We start from the raw sequence: 14,883 nt of genomic DNA on the forward strand, positions 1-14,883 counted from the left end.
GCCGCGGGGTGATCCTGCGGCCCCGGTCCTTTCGGGCGGGGGGAATACGCCATGACAAGCTATACCATCGACCGGACAGATGCCGCCGCAGGCGTGCTGTTCATCCTGTTCGGTCTGTTCTTTGGCATCCAGGCGCTGGGGCTGGAAATCGGCACGGCGTTTCGCATGGGGCCGGGGTATTTTCCGCTGGTGCTGGCCGTTGTGCTGGTGATCTTCGGCGGGCTTATCCTGTTCAACGCGATCAAGGCCGGCAAGGACAGCCCGTCCATCGGCGGTATCGCCTGGCGGGGGCTTTTGTTCATCCTGCCTGCGCCGATCTTTTTCGGCCTGACAGTGCGGGGGCTTGGGTTCGTGCCGTCGATCTTTGTGACCACGCTGATCGCGGGTTTGGCATCGCTGAAGATGCGGCCTGTCTATGCGCTCCTTTTGGCGGTCGCGGTGACGGTGTTCTCGACACTGGTCTTTTCCTATGCGCTGGGGTTGCCATTCCGGCGCTTTGGCCCGTGGCTGCCGTTCTAAGGGGGCACGCATGGACCTGATATCCAATCTGAGCCTTGGCTTTGCCACGGCAGCATCGCCCGAAAACCTGCTGTTCTGCCTGATCGGCGTTATTCTTGGCACGCTGATCGGGGTGCTGCCGGGCATTGGCGCCACGGCGACCATCGCCATGCTGCTGCCCATCACCTTTCAGTTGGAGCCGGTGTCATCGCTGATCATGCTGGCGGGCATCTATTACGGCGCGCAGTATGGCGGGTCGACGACGGCCATCCTGATCAACATGCCGGGCGAAAGCTCTTCGGCCGTGACGGCCATCGACGGCTATCAGATGGCGCGCAAGGGCAAGGCTGGCACGGCGCTGGCCGTGGCGGCGCTGGGATCGTTCTTTGCCGGGACGGTGGCCACGCTGCTGGTGGCGATCTTTGCCCCGCCGCTGACGGTGATCGCGCTGAAATTCGGCGCGGCCGAGTATTTCAGCCTGATGGTGCTGGGCCTCGTGTCGGCCATCGCGCTGGCACATGGGTCCATCCTCAAGGCGCTTGCGATGACAGTGCTGGGCCTGCTGCTGGGGCTGGTGGGCACCGACATCTATACCGGCGCGCCACGATTCACGATGGGCATCACGGAATATGCGGATGGGCTGAACTTCGTGGCGCTGGCCGTGGGCGTGTTCGGCATCGCCGAGATCCTGCGCAACCTTGAAGGCGATCAGGACCGCACGGTTCTGGGCACCAAACTGGCGGGTCTCTTTCCCAGCCGCGAAGATTTGCGCAAGATCGTGGGGCCAGTGCTGCGCGGCACGGGGATCGGGTCGCTGCTGGGTATCCTGCCCGGTGGCGGCGCGGTGCTGGCGGCATTCGCCAGCTATACCGTGGAAAAGCGCATGTCCAAAACGCCCGAGGAGTTTGGCCACGGCGCAATCGAAGGCGTGGCCGGTCCGGAATCGGCCAACAATGCCGGGGCGCAGACATCGTTCATCCCGCTGCTGACGCTGGGCATTCCGGCAAACCCGGTGATGGCGCTGATGGTGGGGGCGATGATCATTCAGGGCATCGTGCCTGGGCCGAATGTGGCCAGCGAACAACCGGCGCTGTTCTGGGGCGTGATCGCCAGCATGTGGATCGGCAACCTGATGCTGGTGGTGCTGAACCTGCCGCTGATCGGGCTGTGGGTGCGGCTGTTGAAAGTGCCGTACCACATCCTCTTTCCCATCATCATGGCCTTCTGTTCCATCGGGGTCTACAGCGTCAACTCCAACGTCTATGACCTCTATGCCGTCGCGTTTTTCGGGCTGATGGGGTATGTGCTGATCAAGCTGCGCTGCGAACCGGCACCCCTTCTGCTGGGCTTCGTGCTGGGGCCGATGCTGGAGGAAAACCTGCGCCGTGCCATGATTTTGGGCCGGGGGGATGCCACGGTGTTTCTGACCCGCCCGATCAGCCTGACGCTGCTGGTACTGACCGTGCTGGTGCTGGTGGTGGTGCTGCTGCCCTCTATCCGCAAGAAGCGCGATGAGGTGTTCGTCGAAGGCGACTGAACCTGTGCTGCCGCGTCCGGCACAGGACGCGGCAATGCGCAAATCACGCAAGACCTATCGCGGCCTGCTTGTTCCGCCACATCGTCCTGCGTGGGCGGGGCAGGCCGGGTATCAGTGACGCCGTTGGGCGGGCGCGTCCTGTGCAGGTGCGCGCTGCAAGCCGATGGCAGGGGTGCCGGGCACTGCAAGACGCGGTTTCCGGGCAGTTTCGGCAGATGATTTGCCCCTGTGCCCACAAGCGCCGCCCATCGCGGCGGTTTTGGCGCCAAAGGCATGCCGTGCCCCCTGCACACTCAGGGCTTTGCGGGCCAGCGGGTAAAGAGAAAGCCCTGCGCCTTGGGTCACCTGCAGCAAGACATCCAGGACCGCGGCGCAGAGGGCGGGTGCCATCATCTTCAACGCCGTTTCGCCGGGATAGAAACTTTCGGTCGGCGTGCCGTTCGAGATCAGTACCTGATGCTGTTCCAGCATGATGTGATGGTAAACGACCGAACGGCAGCCGGACATCTGCAACACGCCCGGCAGACCCACCAAGCTTTTTGCCGGAACGAATACCCCAACAGGGTCGTTCGGTCCCGACAAAAGCACCCGGTGCTGCGGCGAGATCATCAGGTCACGGGTCGGTATGCCTTGACCAAGGCTGCCAGCCTTGATGAGGACCGGTTTTGCAGGATGCGGGTCGCGCGACCAATCCTGCGCTGTGGCCCCTGTCCACACAAGCGCCTGCGCGCCATGGTCAACAGTCAGGACAAGATCGCCAAGGCGCAGATCCTCGACCGGGGTGTCCCCGCCGGGCGTCGCGATCAGGGTGCCTTTCGCGAAACAGATTACCCCGGTGTTTTCGAACCCAAGCTGATCGGCGGTGACGGGCTGGCCATCCGCGCGACGGATCTGAAGCCCGCCCACCTCGGCCAATGCCCCGTCATCGGCATGATCGGCGCGCAGCCAATCGATCGGGCGGCGGAATGTGTTGCCGGGATTCGCCGCGTTCCAGGCTGCAAGCGTCGTTTCGTTGTAGTAGTCGGTCAGGTCGACGAAATCATTGTCGGTCTGGTCGGGTGCGCCGCCGCCTTGAATGCCTCTGCTTGTGTCGAAATCGGTGATGATGTCGCCGCCGCCATCAACCACAAAGGTATCCGGCCCCGCCCCGCCCGTGAGGGTATCGGCACCAGCGCCACCGATGAGCGTGTCACGGCCCGTGCCACCCGAAATGATGTTGTTGCCGACGCCGCCTTCGATGAAATCATCGCCCTGGCTGCCGATCAGACTGTCGGCACCGGCATTGCCGATCAGCACAACGCCCCTGGTATCGGCGCTTGCATCGACCGTATCGGCCTGATCGGTCAGGATGAACGCCTCGATCTGGCTGAACTGGCCGATATTGCCGCTGCTGTCGGTGTACGTACCGCTTTCGTCGCCATCAAAGACGATGTTGACCGCAACATTCGCAGGCCGAAAGTCGATCAGGTCAAAATCCGTGTTTCCGGGATCTTCGCCGCCGATCACGGTCGCATTGCCGTAGCCGATTTCGAAAACATCGGTTCCTGCGCCGCCATCCAGCACCGCGTTTCCGAAACTGTCGACAAGATAGTCGTCGCCCACCCCACCAAGAAGGGTGTCGCCCGACCCGGTATTGTTGCCTGCGATCAGCGTGTCGTCGCCATCCCCGCCTTCCAGCCGGTCATCGCCATCGCCGCCTTCAAGACGGTCGCTTCCGGCGCCGCCGAAAAGGATGTCACTTCCGCCGCCCCCCAGAACGGTGTCATTGCCGCGCTGCGTGCTGATCACGTCGGCGGCAGACGTTCCGGTTACGCTGTCGCTGCCATCGCCGGTGACGACACTTTCGAAATTGGTGAATTGTTGCGTGCCCGCAAGGCCATCATCCACAACACCCGTGGCCATGTTCACGGACAGGTTGCGGTTGTCGCCGGGATCAAGGGAAAGCGTGTCGTTGCCCGCCCCGCCATCAAGCGTGTCGTCGCCCGAAAAGGTTCCATCAACGATCACAAGGTCGTCGCCGCCGCCTGCATCGACGAAATCCGACCCTTCGCCCGCGTTGATCGTGTCACTGCCCGTCTTGGGTGGCATGGTCAGAGCGGTGACGGTGACATTGTCGATCAGCACATCGGTAGAGGTGGTTCCGGTCGATGTCGGGTTGGTAAAGCGTAATGTCGTGTTGGCGGTGGTGGCGGTAAATGTGACCGCTCCGGTCAGGTTCGATCCATCCGTAACCACGATGGTCTGGCTGCCGATCACCACACCGTTGGCATCGACAACCTCGACCAACAGGGTGTGGTTGGCCAATCCGGCGCCGTTCTCAAAGGCGTTGAACGACAGCCGGTAATCAAAGCCTGCCTCGGTGACAATGGTTTGCTGACCAACGCCGCCAAAGCCTGCGTTGCCTGCGTTGAAGGCAAGCGCCTGATTGCTGACGAAGGTACCGGTTCCGCTGGTTGTCCAGCCTGCCGTTGTTCCGGTGGCAAAGGTGCCGTTGGTCACAGTTACAGGGGCTGCTGCCCCGTTGTCGCCGAAGATGCGGTCGTTGCCATCGCCTCCAGTGATGGAGTCGCTGCCACCGCCGCCATGGATAGTGTCGTTGCCCGCACCACCATCTACAGTGTCATTGCCCTCATCATCGAAGATGATGTCATTGCCGCTGCCGGCGCTGACGCTGTCATTGCCGCCGCCGGTATCGACGAAATCGTCGCCGTCGCCGGCATCGATCGTGTCATTTCCATCGGCCAAGGGGGTTTGCGCCGTTACGGTGACGTCGTCGATCATCAGATCGGTTTCGTTGGTGGCCGTCGATGTCGGGTTGGTGAACCGGAGCGTGACGTTCGGGGTCTGCGCGGTGAAGGTCAGGTTGATGGTCTGGCTGGTGCCGTTGTTGACAACGACAGTCTGGGTGCCAATCACTTGGCCGTTCGCATTCAGAACCTCGGCCACCAGCGTGTGGTTGCCGAAACCGGTGCCAACCTCGCGCGCAGTCAGCGACAGTTGGTAGGTCTGGCCAACCTGAATGGCGATGGTTTGCTGAACGACCCCGGTATAGCCGGTGTTGTTGGCGTTAAATGCCATCGCCTCGTAATAGACAAAGGTGTTGCCGCCGCCGCTGACCGTCCAGCCGTCGTTGGTGTTGGTGCCGAAATTGCCGTTGCTGACCGTGACCGGTTCAGAATCGGTATTGTCGCCAAAGATGCGGTCATTGCCCGCACCACCGGTGATGCTGTCGGATCCGCCATTGCCATAAAGCGTGTCGATGCCCGCCCCGCCATCGATCTGGTCCAGACCGCTGCCGCCGATCAGCTGGTCATTGCCGCCTTCGCCAGACAGGGCAATGCCGGTGGTATTGGTCGAGGCGGTCATCTGATCGTCGAAGGCGGTGCCGGAAATCGTTTCGAACCCGGTAAAGGTGCCGGTCGTGCCGCCCGAAAAGTGGCTGAAACTGCCCGCTCCAGTGGGGCCCACGGTGACAGTCGTGCCGGTGCTGCTTTGCCAGTTGTTGAAATTCAGCAGGTCATTGCCACTGCCGCCATCGAGACTGTTGTTGCCGGGGTTGTCCCAGAGCGTGACGGTGTCATTGCCATCGTCCATGAAGATGGTGTCGTTGCCGTTGCTCAGTTCGATCCGGTCTGCCCCGGCACCTGCATATACAAGATCGTTGCCAGCCCAGTCATCGATCAGATCATCGCCCGCCCCGCCAAGAACGGTGTCATTTCCGGCATCGGCATTGATCGTGTCGTTGCCATCCCCGCCGATGATATAGTCACTGCCGGTGGTGATCTGTTCGCCCTGTGCATCGGTAAAGCCCGCGCCGAGGGCCATGTTGTCATTGCCCACTGTGCCATCGACGGCGGTCTTGAAATCCCCCGCGACGCGGTCGGCCAGCAGATCGCCACTGTTGACGACCACACTGTTGAGGCTGAGCGACAGGATCGGCGCAGAGGTCAGCGCGACCTGGTCGGCATTGTTCGTCTCTTCCGGGGCGAGGTAGGTGTTGCCGGACACATCCTGAAACACCGTTGCCGTGATCGTGGCGGTCGTGCCGTCGAGATAGGTGATGACCGCGTTATAGGTGGCCACGGCATCGAAGTTCTGCGCCGCCGCGCCATTGATCCGGAAACTGTCAAAGCCGCCGCCGTTGTCGGTGTCATAGGTTAGGTTGGAATCTTCGGTCAGAATGTTGGCCGTGAGGAGCCGCACATTGCTGTTCAGCGGGTTGGCGGCGCTGCCATAGGTTCCAAGCACACCGACCGCGTTCTCCGCGATCTCGTTGCCCTGTGTCGTGTCGATCCGGGGCAGCGTGCCGAGGAAGATGACTTCGAAACTTGTCGCCATACCAGTAAGCTCACGTTTGTTATGCCGTCAGGAACAGCAGGCTGGGGATATCGCGGCGCTTCTGTTCACCAACGAAGGCCGTTTCGGGATCTGTTCACTGCCGGGTTTGCATCTGAATGGTTACGCGACCGGCCTATCATGGTCGGCTTACCGATCCCTTACGGCGGCAAATTCCATGAGATTAGGGGAGGGGCTTGAGTTTTTTGGGCTGGATTGTCCGCTTTTGCCTGCTTTGGCGCCCATCACCCGCCAGAAGCGCAGAAAACACTCAAACGGCACCGCTGGAAATCACCTCTGGGCGATACCGGCGCTGCGGATGATGCTGACGGCCTTCTTCCGCGCGTTCGATAAGTTGGAAGGGCCAAGACTGCGCGGTTCGTAGCACCCCCTGTGCGGTGCCGCTTCCGGGCCGACGATCCGACTGCTCCATTTGACCAGACCATTCTGAACAACGGTCATGCCGCCCGGGGCCATGAACTGAAGCAGCGCATGTCCTATAGCCCCTTGCCGGAAAGGGGTTTCTTTCATCTGGGAGAAACAAGGGGAGAAAGGTGAGAGGCTGGACAACGACCCAAGCGGGGCTCGTTACGGCTGCTACCTTCCGGTCCTGACCGGGTTGGCGAGGCGCTCGCCCGCGCCAACCTCTCGCCCGTCGATATAGGCCCGCCCCCCCGGATTCGCAAGCACTTGCGGAGGGGGTTGCATTGGGGCGGTTCGGATCGGGTCAGATGATCCCGGCCGCCCGCGCACCAGCCAGAAGATCGGCGGCGAGATGGCGGGCAAAGCGCCCCTCGGTCGGGGCGACATCGGGCACCTGTACCACGGTGCATCCCGCGCGATGTGCGGCTTCGGCCCCCACATCGCTGTCTTCGAACACCAGGCAGCGCGCCGGATCGACACCCAGCCGCGCGGCGGCCAGCAGATAGGGTTCGGGCGCGGGTTTGGGTTCCGTCACATCATCAAAGGTCACGACAGTCCGGAAATGGTGCGACAGCCCGGCAAGGCCCAGCTTGTGATGCGCCCCATCCCGCCCGGTCGAAGTGACAAGGCCCAGCGGATGATCCAGCATCGCCAGCAGTTCTGCCGCCCCCGATTTCAGCGCGAGGCCATTGTTCAATTCTGCATCGAAACCGATGCGCCAGGCGGCGCGGAAGGCGGCAAGGTCGATCTTGGGCAGGGCTTGCAGGATGATCTCTGCCGTCTGCGGTTCGGCCTTGCCCACAAGGCCGTGCATGAAGGTGGCATCGACCGGATGGCCCACTTCGGCAAAGGCCCAGAGCCCGGAGGTGAGCGCAAGGCTTTCCGTATCCACAAGGGTTCCGTCAAGGTCGAAGAAGATCGCGTCGAACATGGGCCGCTCCGCAGGATGAGCCCTGTCCTACCCGATCACAGATGCAGACGGAAGCGCCGGTAGCCCGGTGCCCCACCTTCCAGCGGTTCAGGCCGGAGGCTGGCGATGTGGGGCAGCAGATGTTCGCCTGCTGCCGCTGTTTCAAAGGTCGCGCTGGCCCCGATCGGCGCAAAGGACCAGTCATAGGGGGCAGGGGCCATCTTGTCCGGTTCCGAGGTGAGAAAGGCGATCAGCGCGGATCGGGTAGAGGTCTTGTCATCTAGCAGGATACGGTCGGGCTGACAGCCGGGAAAGCCGCCACTTCCCGCCGCGCGATAGCTGTTGGTGGCCAGGATGAAGCGATCCGCAGCGGTGATGCGGTGCCCGTTCAGGCGCAGCTTACATATCCGGCGGGCGTCAGGATTGATGCACTGCCCCCGCGCATCAAAACGCGGCGGCTGGGTCAGATCGAACTGAAAGGACAGGCCGGCGATCAGATCGAAGTCGAAACTGGGGCTTTCAGCATTGACCAGAGGCAGGTCCGGCTTCCCGGAATCGACGGTGGTGAACTGGATGGCAGCCCGTTCCAACCAATCACCCAACTCCTCGCCCGTCAGCAAAAGTGCGACGATGCTGTTGGGAAAGGGATAGATGTCCGCCGCGTGTCGCAGCTCCAGCGGGCCTTGGGCGATGTCGGTAAAGTTCGCGGCCCCGCCCCGCCCCCCGGCGCGAAAGGGCGCGGTGGCAGACAGAATGGGCAGATCGGCAAACGAGGTGCCAGCGAGGCGTTGCCGCAAGTGCCGGGCCTGCGCGGCGGCGACCAGCCGCATGATGTTGCAAGGTGCGATGCGTGAGAAATAGCTGTGCAGCGGCCTGTCTGTTTCGCCGATACGGGTGCCAAGCCAGTTGCGCGCGGCCTGATGCGCCGCCCCGCAAACGGATTCCAGGCCCAGATGCGGTGCGGACACAGCGCGCGCGGGCAGAAGATCGGCCCGGCTGCCTGACAAAGACCAACCGACGCCATCATGGCGCAGGGTGATGTCGATCCGGCCCAGATGCGACCCGAAGAAACCGGGCATGACAGCGGGTTTGCCGTGAAGCTGCGGTCCGCTGTCGCCCTGCGCCTGCGTGTCCGGATCGGGGAAGACCAGATGGGTATGGCCCATGATCATCGCATCCGCCCCCGACAGCCGTGCCAGCGGCAGCGCCATGTTTTCCATCCCACGCTCGGCCACTGCGGACCCCATGCCGGTATGGGCCAGCAGGATCACCACATCCGCCCCATCGCGCCGCAGGGCGCTGACCGCCTCGGTCGCGGCTGGGACGGCATCGAGTGCCACCACCTGCCCTTCGATCTGCCCTGCTTCCCAGACCACCGTCTGCGGCGGGGCAATTCCGGTGATCCCGATGCGGATCGGCCTGCTTTTGCCTTTGCCGTCGGTTAGGTTGCGGTCGATCAGGATGGAGCGTCGGGCGAAAGGGCCATCATCCAGCGGCTGCAGATTGGCCGAAACAAAGGGGAAATGCGCATCGGCCATGGCGCGGCGCAACAAGGGCAGTCCATGGCTGAATTCGTGATTGCCCAGTGTCGCCGCATCATAGCCAAGCGCGTTCATCGCCGAAATCATCGGATGGGGCGTGTCTTCGCCCTGTTCGGCGGCCCAATCGCCCAACGGGCTGCCTTGCAGGAAATCGCCATTGTCCAGAAGCAGGGTGTTGGGGCATTCCGCCCGCGCCAGATCGATCAAATGTGCGAGGTCTGACAGACCCAGTCCTGCCTGCGGCTTGTCGGCGTGATAGTCCCAGCCGAAGGCATGCGCATGCAGATCTGATGTCGCAAGCAATCTGAGCATTGCCACAAGCGTTGGCAAGGGCGCACCCCCCGGGAATCGTTACGCAAAGCGAATGGCTGGCGATCTGGCTTTGTAAGAACTTGTTTACAACCATTGCGTGTTTTTCCGCAAGCAAAGTTTACACCCTGATGCCCGGACCGGAGCTGCGTTTGCGTTGGTCTTTCCGGCATGGCAAGACAGCGGCGATGGCCGGGTGGCGCGGAGGGACGGATGCGGATTGCAGAAACGGTGACCTTTGGCGGATCGGCCCTGGATCGCGCCGCCGCGCTGCGCGGTGACCCGGCGAAACTTGCGGCGCTGCTGGCCTCGGGCTGTGTCATGCCGGTCTGGCGGGGCAAGCCGCTGTGTGATGGCGGGGAAAGCCTGGGATGGGTTACGGCGGATAGCCCGGTTCTGGCCGGGGCGGGGGCGCCGGTTTTTCTGGGTCTTGATGACGGTCAGGCCGTTTTTGCCTGCGATACGTCGCATTGGTCGCCTGAGGCGGGGGCCGCAGGTGTGGAACAGGGGTTTCTGGATACGTCCGAGCAGCGCCACCCGGCGCTGGATGACCGGTTTTCCTTTCTGGAACTGCGCGGTGTGATGGCGGCACTGTCGCCGCGTGATGCTGAACTGGCGGCGACCGCCAAGGCGTTGTTGCATTGGCACCGCAGCCACGGGTTCTGCGCCGCCTGCGGGGCGCGAACCGAGATGGCGCAGGGTGGCTGGCAACGGGTGTGCCCGGCCTGTGGCGCGTCGCATTTTCCGCGAACCGATCCGGTGGTGATCATGCTGATCACCCGAGGCAACAGCGTGCTGGTCGGGCGCAATGCTGTCTGGCCCGAGGGCATGTATTCGCTTCTGGCGGGGTTCGTCGAACCCGGCGAAACGCTGGAGGCCGCCGTCCGCCGCGAGGTGCTGGAAGAGGCCGGGGTGCAGGTGGGCGCGGTGCGCTATCTGGCCAGCCAGCCCTGGCCCTTTCCGGCCAGCCTGATGTTCGGCTGCGCGGGCGAGGCGACAAGCGAGGCCATCACGATCGATCCCGAAGAGCTGGAGGATGCACTTTGGGTTACCCGCGAAGAGATGGTTACTGTGATGGCAGGGCGGCACCCGCGTATCAGACCAGCCCGTCGCGGTGCCATTGCGCATTTCCTGATTGCGAACTGGCTTGCCGACAGGCTTGATTAGCCCCACCTTCAGCAGATAAGGCGACCCGGTGTAGAACTATCGGTGTATGTAAAGTGGTGGGTGCCAATGGCAGGTCAGGACTGGAATGAAGCTTAGCGGTCGGACGGATATCGGGGCGCCCGTCGCCTTTGTGTTTGCTGCGCTTTCGGATTTCGAAGCGTGGGAACGGGCCGCGATGCGGCGCGGCGCCGATGTGCATCGCACGGACAAGCTGCGCAATCCCGGCCCCGGCATGACCTGGCAGGCGCGCTTTGCCTGGCGTGGGCGCGAGCGGCAGTTGCAGGTGCGCCTGACCAAAATGGTGACCAACCTGAACCTTGCGCTGGATTTCGATGGCCCATCAGTACAAGGCAACATGAACATCGAATTGGTGGAACTGTCGGCAAAGCGCACGCGGATGCTGATGCAGGTGGATCTGAAGCCGCGCACCCTTGCCGCGCGCCTGTTTATCCAATCGATGAAACTGACCAAGAACCGCGTGCAACGAAAGTATGACGCGCGGCTTCAGGGCATCGCCAAGGACATTGAGGCGCGTTTTGCCGGGCAGCCGACGCTTTAACCGCGCTGCGGATCGGCCGGGTAGACGCCCAGAACGTTGAAGGACGTCGTGAAATAGCGCAGCTCGTCAAAGGCGAGTTTGACGTTGGCATCTTCGGGATGGCCTTCGATATCGGCATAGAATTCGGTCGCGGTGAAACTGCCGCCCACCATGTAGCTTTCCAGCTTTGTCATGTTCACGCCGTTGGTGGCAAAGCCCCCCAGCGCCTTGTAGAGCGCGGCGGGGATGTTGCGGACGCGGAAAGTGAAGGTCGTCATCATCTTGCCCCCACCCCGACGCGCGGGGTTCAGGTCGCGCGACATCACCAGAAAGCGGGTGGTGTTGTTGGCCTGATCCTCGATATGGCGGGCAACCACATCCAGCCCGTAGATTTCGGCGGCAAGCTCGCTGGCCAGTGCAGCGCGGGACGGATCGCCCAGTTCGGCCACTTCGCGCGCGGCGCGGGCGTTGTCGGTGCTGACCTTGCCCTTGATGCCGTGTTCTTTCAGAAAGCCCGCGCATTGGGGGATGATCACCACATGGCCATGCGCCTCGGTGATCTGGTCGAGCGTCGCGCCGCGCACGCCCAGCAGGTTGACATGCACGCGGACGAACGCCTCGTCCACGATATGCAGACCGGCTTTGGGAAGCAGGCTGTGGACATCTGCCACGCGGCCATAGGTCGAGTTTTCGACCGCCAGCATGCCCAGATCCACCTCGCCGGAGCGGGCGAGTTCGACCACATCTTCAAAGGTCTGGCATGGCACGGCCTGCAGGTCGGGGCGTGCCTGCGTGCAGGCCTGATGCGAATAAGCCCCAAGTTCCCCTTGGAAAGCGATGCGTCCGGTCATGTCCGGGAGGCTCCGTCAACAAAAAACCCCGCAACAGGGGCGATTGGTCGCGCTAGTATACCTTGAAACCCTATGGGGGAAGCGGATAGATACCGCGCGATACGACGGCCAAGGGAAGGCGCGACATGTTCGACACGATGACGATTACCAAAGCAACGGGCGCGGTGTGCGGGTCGCTGCTGGTCTATCTGCTTGCGGCGTGGGCGGGGGATTCGCTTTATCATGTCGGCCATGACAGCCATGGCGGCGAAGAAATCGCGCAGGCCTATTCCATCGACACCGGGTCCGACGAAGCGTCGTCCGAAGTTGCAGCGGACGCCCCCGATTTCGCGACGTTGTATGCTGCGGCCGATGTGGCCGCTGGTGAAAAGGTCTTTGCCAAGTGCAAATCCTGCCACAAGCTGGATGGGTCTGATGGGGTTGGCCCCCACTTGAACGGGATCGTTGACAAGCAGAAGGGGACCTCTGCCGGTTATGCCTATTCGGATGCGTTGGCTGCGTTGACCGCAGAGGTATGGTCGCCTGAAAACCTGAACGGCTTCCTTGAAAACCCCAAGGGGTACATGCCGGGAACCAAGATGTCTTTTGCTGGCCTGCCCAAGGTCGATGAGCGGGCAAACCTGATCGCCTATCTGGCGACCGTGCAGTAATCCTTGACCAACAGATCACAAAAGGGCCGCTTCCCGCCGGAAGTGGCCCTTTTTTCATGCCTGTGAGCGCCATGTGTCTTTGTTTCACGCAAACGCAACTTGTGGCCTCGACAGGATGCGATTTAGCTTAAATCTGAACAAGACGGGCGGGACAGCCGCCGTGGCAGGGGAGATGGGCATGGTCGGACGGACGGGCGCAGGGATTGGGGCAAAGGCTCGGGCACGGGCTGGGGCGCGGACGCAGGTGCATCAGGGCGCGATGCGATGGGTCGGGGCCGGCTTTGCCGTGCTGGCGCTGGCCGGATGGGCGGTTGCGGCCCGCGCGCAGGACGGTGTCATCGTCAGCCACGCCATCACCACTTTTGGCGACCCGCCGAAATACCCCGCCGATTTCCCGCATCTGGATTACGTGAACCCCGACGCGCCCAAGGGCGGCGAGATTTCGATCTGGACGGCGGGCGGCTATGATTCGCTTAACCCCTATTCGGTAAAGGGCCGCGCGGCGGCGCTGTCTTCGGCCCCTTATGAGGCAATTCTGACCGGCACCTCGGATGAGATCGGCACTGTCTACTGCCTGCTGTGCGAGACCATGGAATATCCGGAAGATCGCTCTTGGGTCATCTTCAACCTGCGTCCGGATGTGACCTTTTCCGATGGCACGCCGATGACAGCGGAAGACGTGGTGTTTTCCTACAACCTGTTCCTGACCAAGGGGCTGACTGATTTCCGCACCATCTTTGGCCAGCAGGTCGAAAGCGCCGAGGTGCTGGGGCCGAACAAGGTGAAGTTCACCTTCAAGCCCGACATTCCCACCCGCGACCTGCCCGCATCGGTGGGCGGCCTGCCGATCATGTCAAAGGCGCACTATGAGGCGAACAACCTGAACATGGAAGAAAGCAGCCTGACGCCCTTCTTGGGGACCGGGCAATATGTGCTGGACCGGATGGATGTGGGCAAGAACATCGTCTGGAAGCGCAACCCGGACTATTGGGGCAATGACCTGCCCATCAATCGCGGGCGCGGGAATTTCGACACGATCCGCATCGAATATTACGGCGACTATCAGGCCGCGTTCGAGGGGTTCAAGGCGGGCAACTATACCTTCCGCAACGAGGCATCTTCGATCACATGGGCCACGGGTTACGATTTCCCGGCCATTGCGGATGGTGCGGTGAAGAAGGTGGAATTGCCGTCAGGGGCCAAGGCCAGCGGTCAGGCGTTCCTGTTCAATTTGCGGCGCGAAAAGTTCCAGGATCCCCGCGTGCGCGAGGCGATCGGGTTGATGTTCAATTTCGAATGGTCGAATTCGACGCTGTTCTATGGGCTTTATGACCGCATCCATTCGGTTTGGGAGAACACCGAGCTTGCCGCGACGGGGGTGCCGACGCCGGAAGAGGTGGCGATCCTTCAGCCGCTGGTGGATGAGGGACTGCTTCCGGCAAGCATTCTGACGGATGAGCCGGTGATGGCGCCGGCATCAGGGGACCGGCAGCTGGACCGGGGAAATGTGCGCAAGGCATCTGCCCTGCTGGATGAGGGGGGTTGGACTGTGGGCGATGACGGGCTGCGCCGCAACGCGGCGGGCGAGGTGCTGACGGTTGAATTCCTGAACGATAGCCCGAGCTTTGACCGGGTGTTCAACCCCTATGTCGAAAACCTGAAGGCCATCGGGATCGATGCCAAGATGACATCCATCGACAATGCGCAGATGGAATCGCGGACGCGCCCGCCGCAGTATGATTTCGACATCATCACCGGCAATGCGCGGTCTGATTACATCTCGGGCGCTGAATTGAAGCAGTATTACGGGTCGGAAACGGCAGATGTGTCTTCGTTCAACCAGATGGGGCTGAAATCGCCGGCTGTGGACCGGTTGGTGGATGTGGTCATGGCGGCGGAGTCGAATGACAGCCTGCGCGTCGCGACCAAGGCGCTGGACCGGGTGTTGCGCGCCGAACGGTTCTGGGTGCCGCAGTGGTACAAATCCACCCACACCCTTGCCTATTACGACATCTTCGAACATCCCGAGAACCTGCCCCCTTATGCCTTGGGCGAGCTTGATTTCTGGTGGTACAACGCCGACAAGGCCGAGGCGTTGCGGGCATCCGGCGCGTTGAAGTGACG

General features: G+C 62.3%; 11 protein-coding genes and 1 other RNA gene. 7 read left to right on the forward strand and 5 right to left on the reverse strand.

Annotated elements, in window-relative coordinates; genetic code table 11:
• Nucleotides 1-51 precede the first annotated feature (51 nt).
• Nucleotides 52-519 (forward strand): tripartite tricarboxylate transporter TctB family protein, encoded by a 468-nt coding sequence (locus tag RSE12_03420; protein ID WRH63399.1) that lies wholly within the window; start codon nt 52-54, stop codon nt 517-519.
• 10 nt (nt 520-529) lie between these two features.
• On the forward strand, nt 530-2,035 hold the full coding sequence (locus RSE12_03425) for a tripartite tricarboxylate transporter permease (protein WRH63400.1): 1,506 nt from the start codon (nt 530-532) through the stop codon (nt 2,033-2,035).
• A 111-nt stretch (nt 2,036-2,146) separates the two neighbouring features.
• Here RSE12_03425 and RSE12_03430 read toward each other — a convergent pair whose 3' ends face one another.
• Entirely contained in the window at nt 2,147-6,373 is a 4,227-nt protein-coding gene (locus tag RSE12_03430) for a Hint domain-containing protein (protein WRH63401.1), read from the reverse strand.
• Here RSE12_03430 and RSE12_03435 point away from each other — a divergent pair.
• Nucleotides 6,351-6,755 (forward strand): hypothetical protein, encoded by a 405-nt coding sequence (locus RSE12_03435; protein WRH63402.1) that lies wholly within the window; start codon nt 6,351-6,353, stop codon nt 6,753-6,755. The two genes, RSE12_03430 and RSE12_03435, sit on opposite strands and share 23 nt — an antisense overlap.
• A 167-nt stretch (nt 6,756-6,922) precedes the next feature.
• Here the strand turns inward: RSE12_03435 and ffs are convergent.
• The 3 genes from ffs to RSE12_03450 form a co-directional block, all read right to left on the reverse strand.
• Nucleotides 6,923-7,021, reverse strand: an RNA gene (gene ffs / locus RSE12_03440) — signal recognition particle sRNA small type.
• Nucleotides 7,022-7,097: 76 nt separating this feature from the next.
• Nucleotides 7,098-7,724: an HAD family phosphatase gene (locus RSE12_03445; GenBank protein ID WRH63403.1), complete on the reverse strand. Its 627-nt coding sequence runs from the start codon at nt 7,722-7,724 to the stop codon at nt 7,098-7,100.
• 35 nt (nt 7,725-7,759) lie between these two features.
• Nucleotides 7,760-9,556 carry a bifunctional 2',3'-cyclic-nucleotide 2'-phosphodiesterase/3'-nucleotidase gene (locus RSE12_03450; GenBank protein ID WRH63404.1) on the reverse strand — a complete coding sequence of 599 codons (1,797 nt, stop codon included), beginning with the start codon at nt 9,554-9,556 and terminating at the stop codon, nt 7,760-7,762.
• A gap of 210 nt (nt 9,557-9,766) precedes the next feature.
• Between RSE12_03450 and nudC the strand changes: the two genes are divergently transcribed.
• Together nudC and RSE12_03460 are read left to right on the forward strand one after the other, a co-directional pair.
• Nucleotides 9,767-10,720, forward strand: coding sequence for an NAD(+) diphosphatase (nudC, locus tag RSE12_03455; GenBank protein WRH63405.1), 954 nt, complete (start codon nt 9,767-9,769; stop codon nt 10,718-10,720).
• A gap of 85 nt (nt 10,721-10,805) precedes the next feature.
• Nucleotides 10,806-11,279: an SRPBCC family protein gene (locus RSE12_03460; protein ID WRH63406.1), complete on the forward strand. Its 474-nt coding sequence runs from the start codon at nt 10,806-10,808 to the stop codon at nt 11,277-11,279.
• Here RSE12_03460 and RSE12_03465 read toward each other — a convergent pair.
• Nucleotides 11,276-12,109, reverse strand: coding sequence for a prephenate dehydratase (locus RSE12_03465; protein ID WRH63407.1), 834 nt, complete (start codon nt 12,107-12,109; stop codon nt 11,276-11,278). The genes RSE12_03460 and RSE12_03465 overlap by 4 nt on opposite strands.
• A gap of 125 nt (nt 12,110-12,234) precedes the next feature.
• Between RSE12_03465 and RSE12_03470 the strand changes: the two genes are divergently transcribed.
• Nucleotides 12,235-12,759 (forward strand): cytochrome c family protein, encoded by a 525-nt coding sequence (locus RSE12_03470; protein ID WRH63408.1) that lies wholly within the window; start codon nt 12,235-12,237, stop codon nt 12,757-12,759.
• 259 nt (nt 12,760-13,018) lie between these two features.
• A complete protein-coding gene (locus tag RSE12_03475; GenBank protein ID WRH64727.1) occupies nt 13,019-14,881 on the forward strand; it encodes an extracellular solute-binding protein in 1,863 nt (620 codons plus the stop codon).
• Nucleotides 14,882-14,883 lie beyond the last annotated feature (2 nt).

The sequence above is a fragment of the Fuscovulum sp. genome (assembly GCA_035192965.1).
In the GTDB taxonomy this organism is placed as follows: Bacteria; Pseudomonadota; Alphaproteobacteria; order Rhodobacterales; family Rhodobacteraceae; genus Paragemmobacter.

Coding starts and splice junctions, on each gene's coding strand:
- RSE12_03420 (WRH63399.1), top strand. CDS start 52: ATGACAAGCTATACCATCGACCGGACAGATGCCGCCGCAGGCGTGCTG.
- nudC (WRH63405.1), top strand. CDS start 9,767: ATGCGGATTGCAGAAACGGTGACCTTTGGCGGATCGGCCCTGGATCGC.
- RSE12_03465 (WRH63407.1), bottom strand. CDS start 12,109: ATGACCGGACGCATCGCTTTCCAAGGGGAACTTGGGGCTTATTCGCAT.
- RSE12_03425 (WRH63400.1), top strand. CDS start 530: ATGGACCTGATATCCAATCTGAGCCTTGGCTTTGCCACGGCAGCATCG.
- RSE12_03460 (WRH63406.1), top strand. CDS start 10,806: ATGAAGCTTAGCGGTCGGACGGATATCGGGGCGCCCGTCGCCTTTGTG.
- RSE12_03450 (WRH63404.1), bottom strand. CDS start 9,556: ATGCTCAGATTGCTTGCGACATCAGATCTGCATGCGCATGCCTTCGGC.
- RSE12_03470 (WRH63408.1), top strand. CDS start 12,235: ATGTTCGACACGATGACGATTACCAAAGCAACGGGCGCGGTGTGCGGG.
- RSE12_03475 (WRH64727.1), top strand. CDS start 13,019: ATGCGATGGGTCGGGGCCGGCTTTGCCGTGCTGGCGCTGGCCGGATGG.
- RSE12_03430 (WRH63401.1), bottom strand. CDS start 6,373: ATGGCGACAAGTTTCGAAGTCATCTTCCTCGGCACGCTGCCCCGGATC.
- RSE12_03435 (WRH63402.1), top strand. CDS start 6,351: ATGACTTCGAAACTTGTCGCCATACCAGTAAGCTCACGTTTGTTATGC.
- RSE12_03445 (WRH63403.1), bottom strand. CDS start 7,724: ATGTTCGACGCGATCTTCTTCGACCTTGACGGAACCCTTGTGGATACG.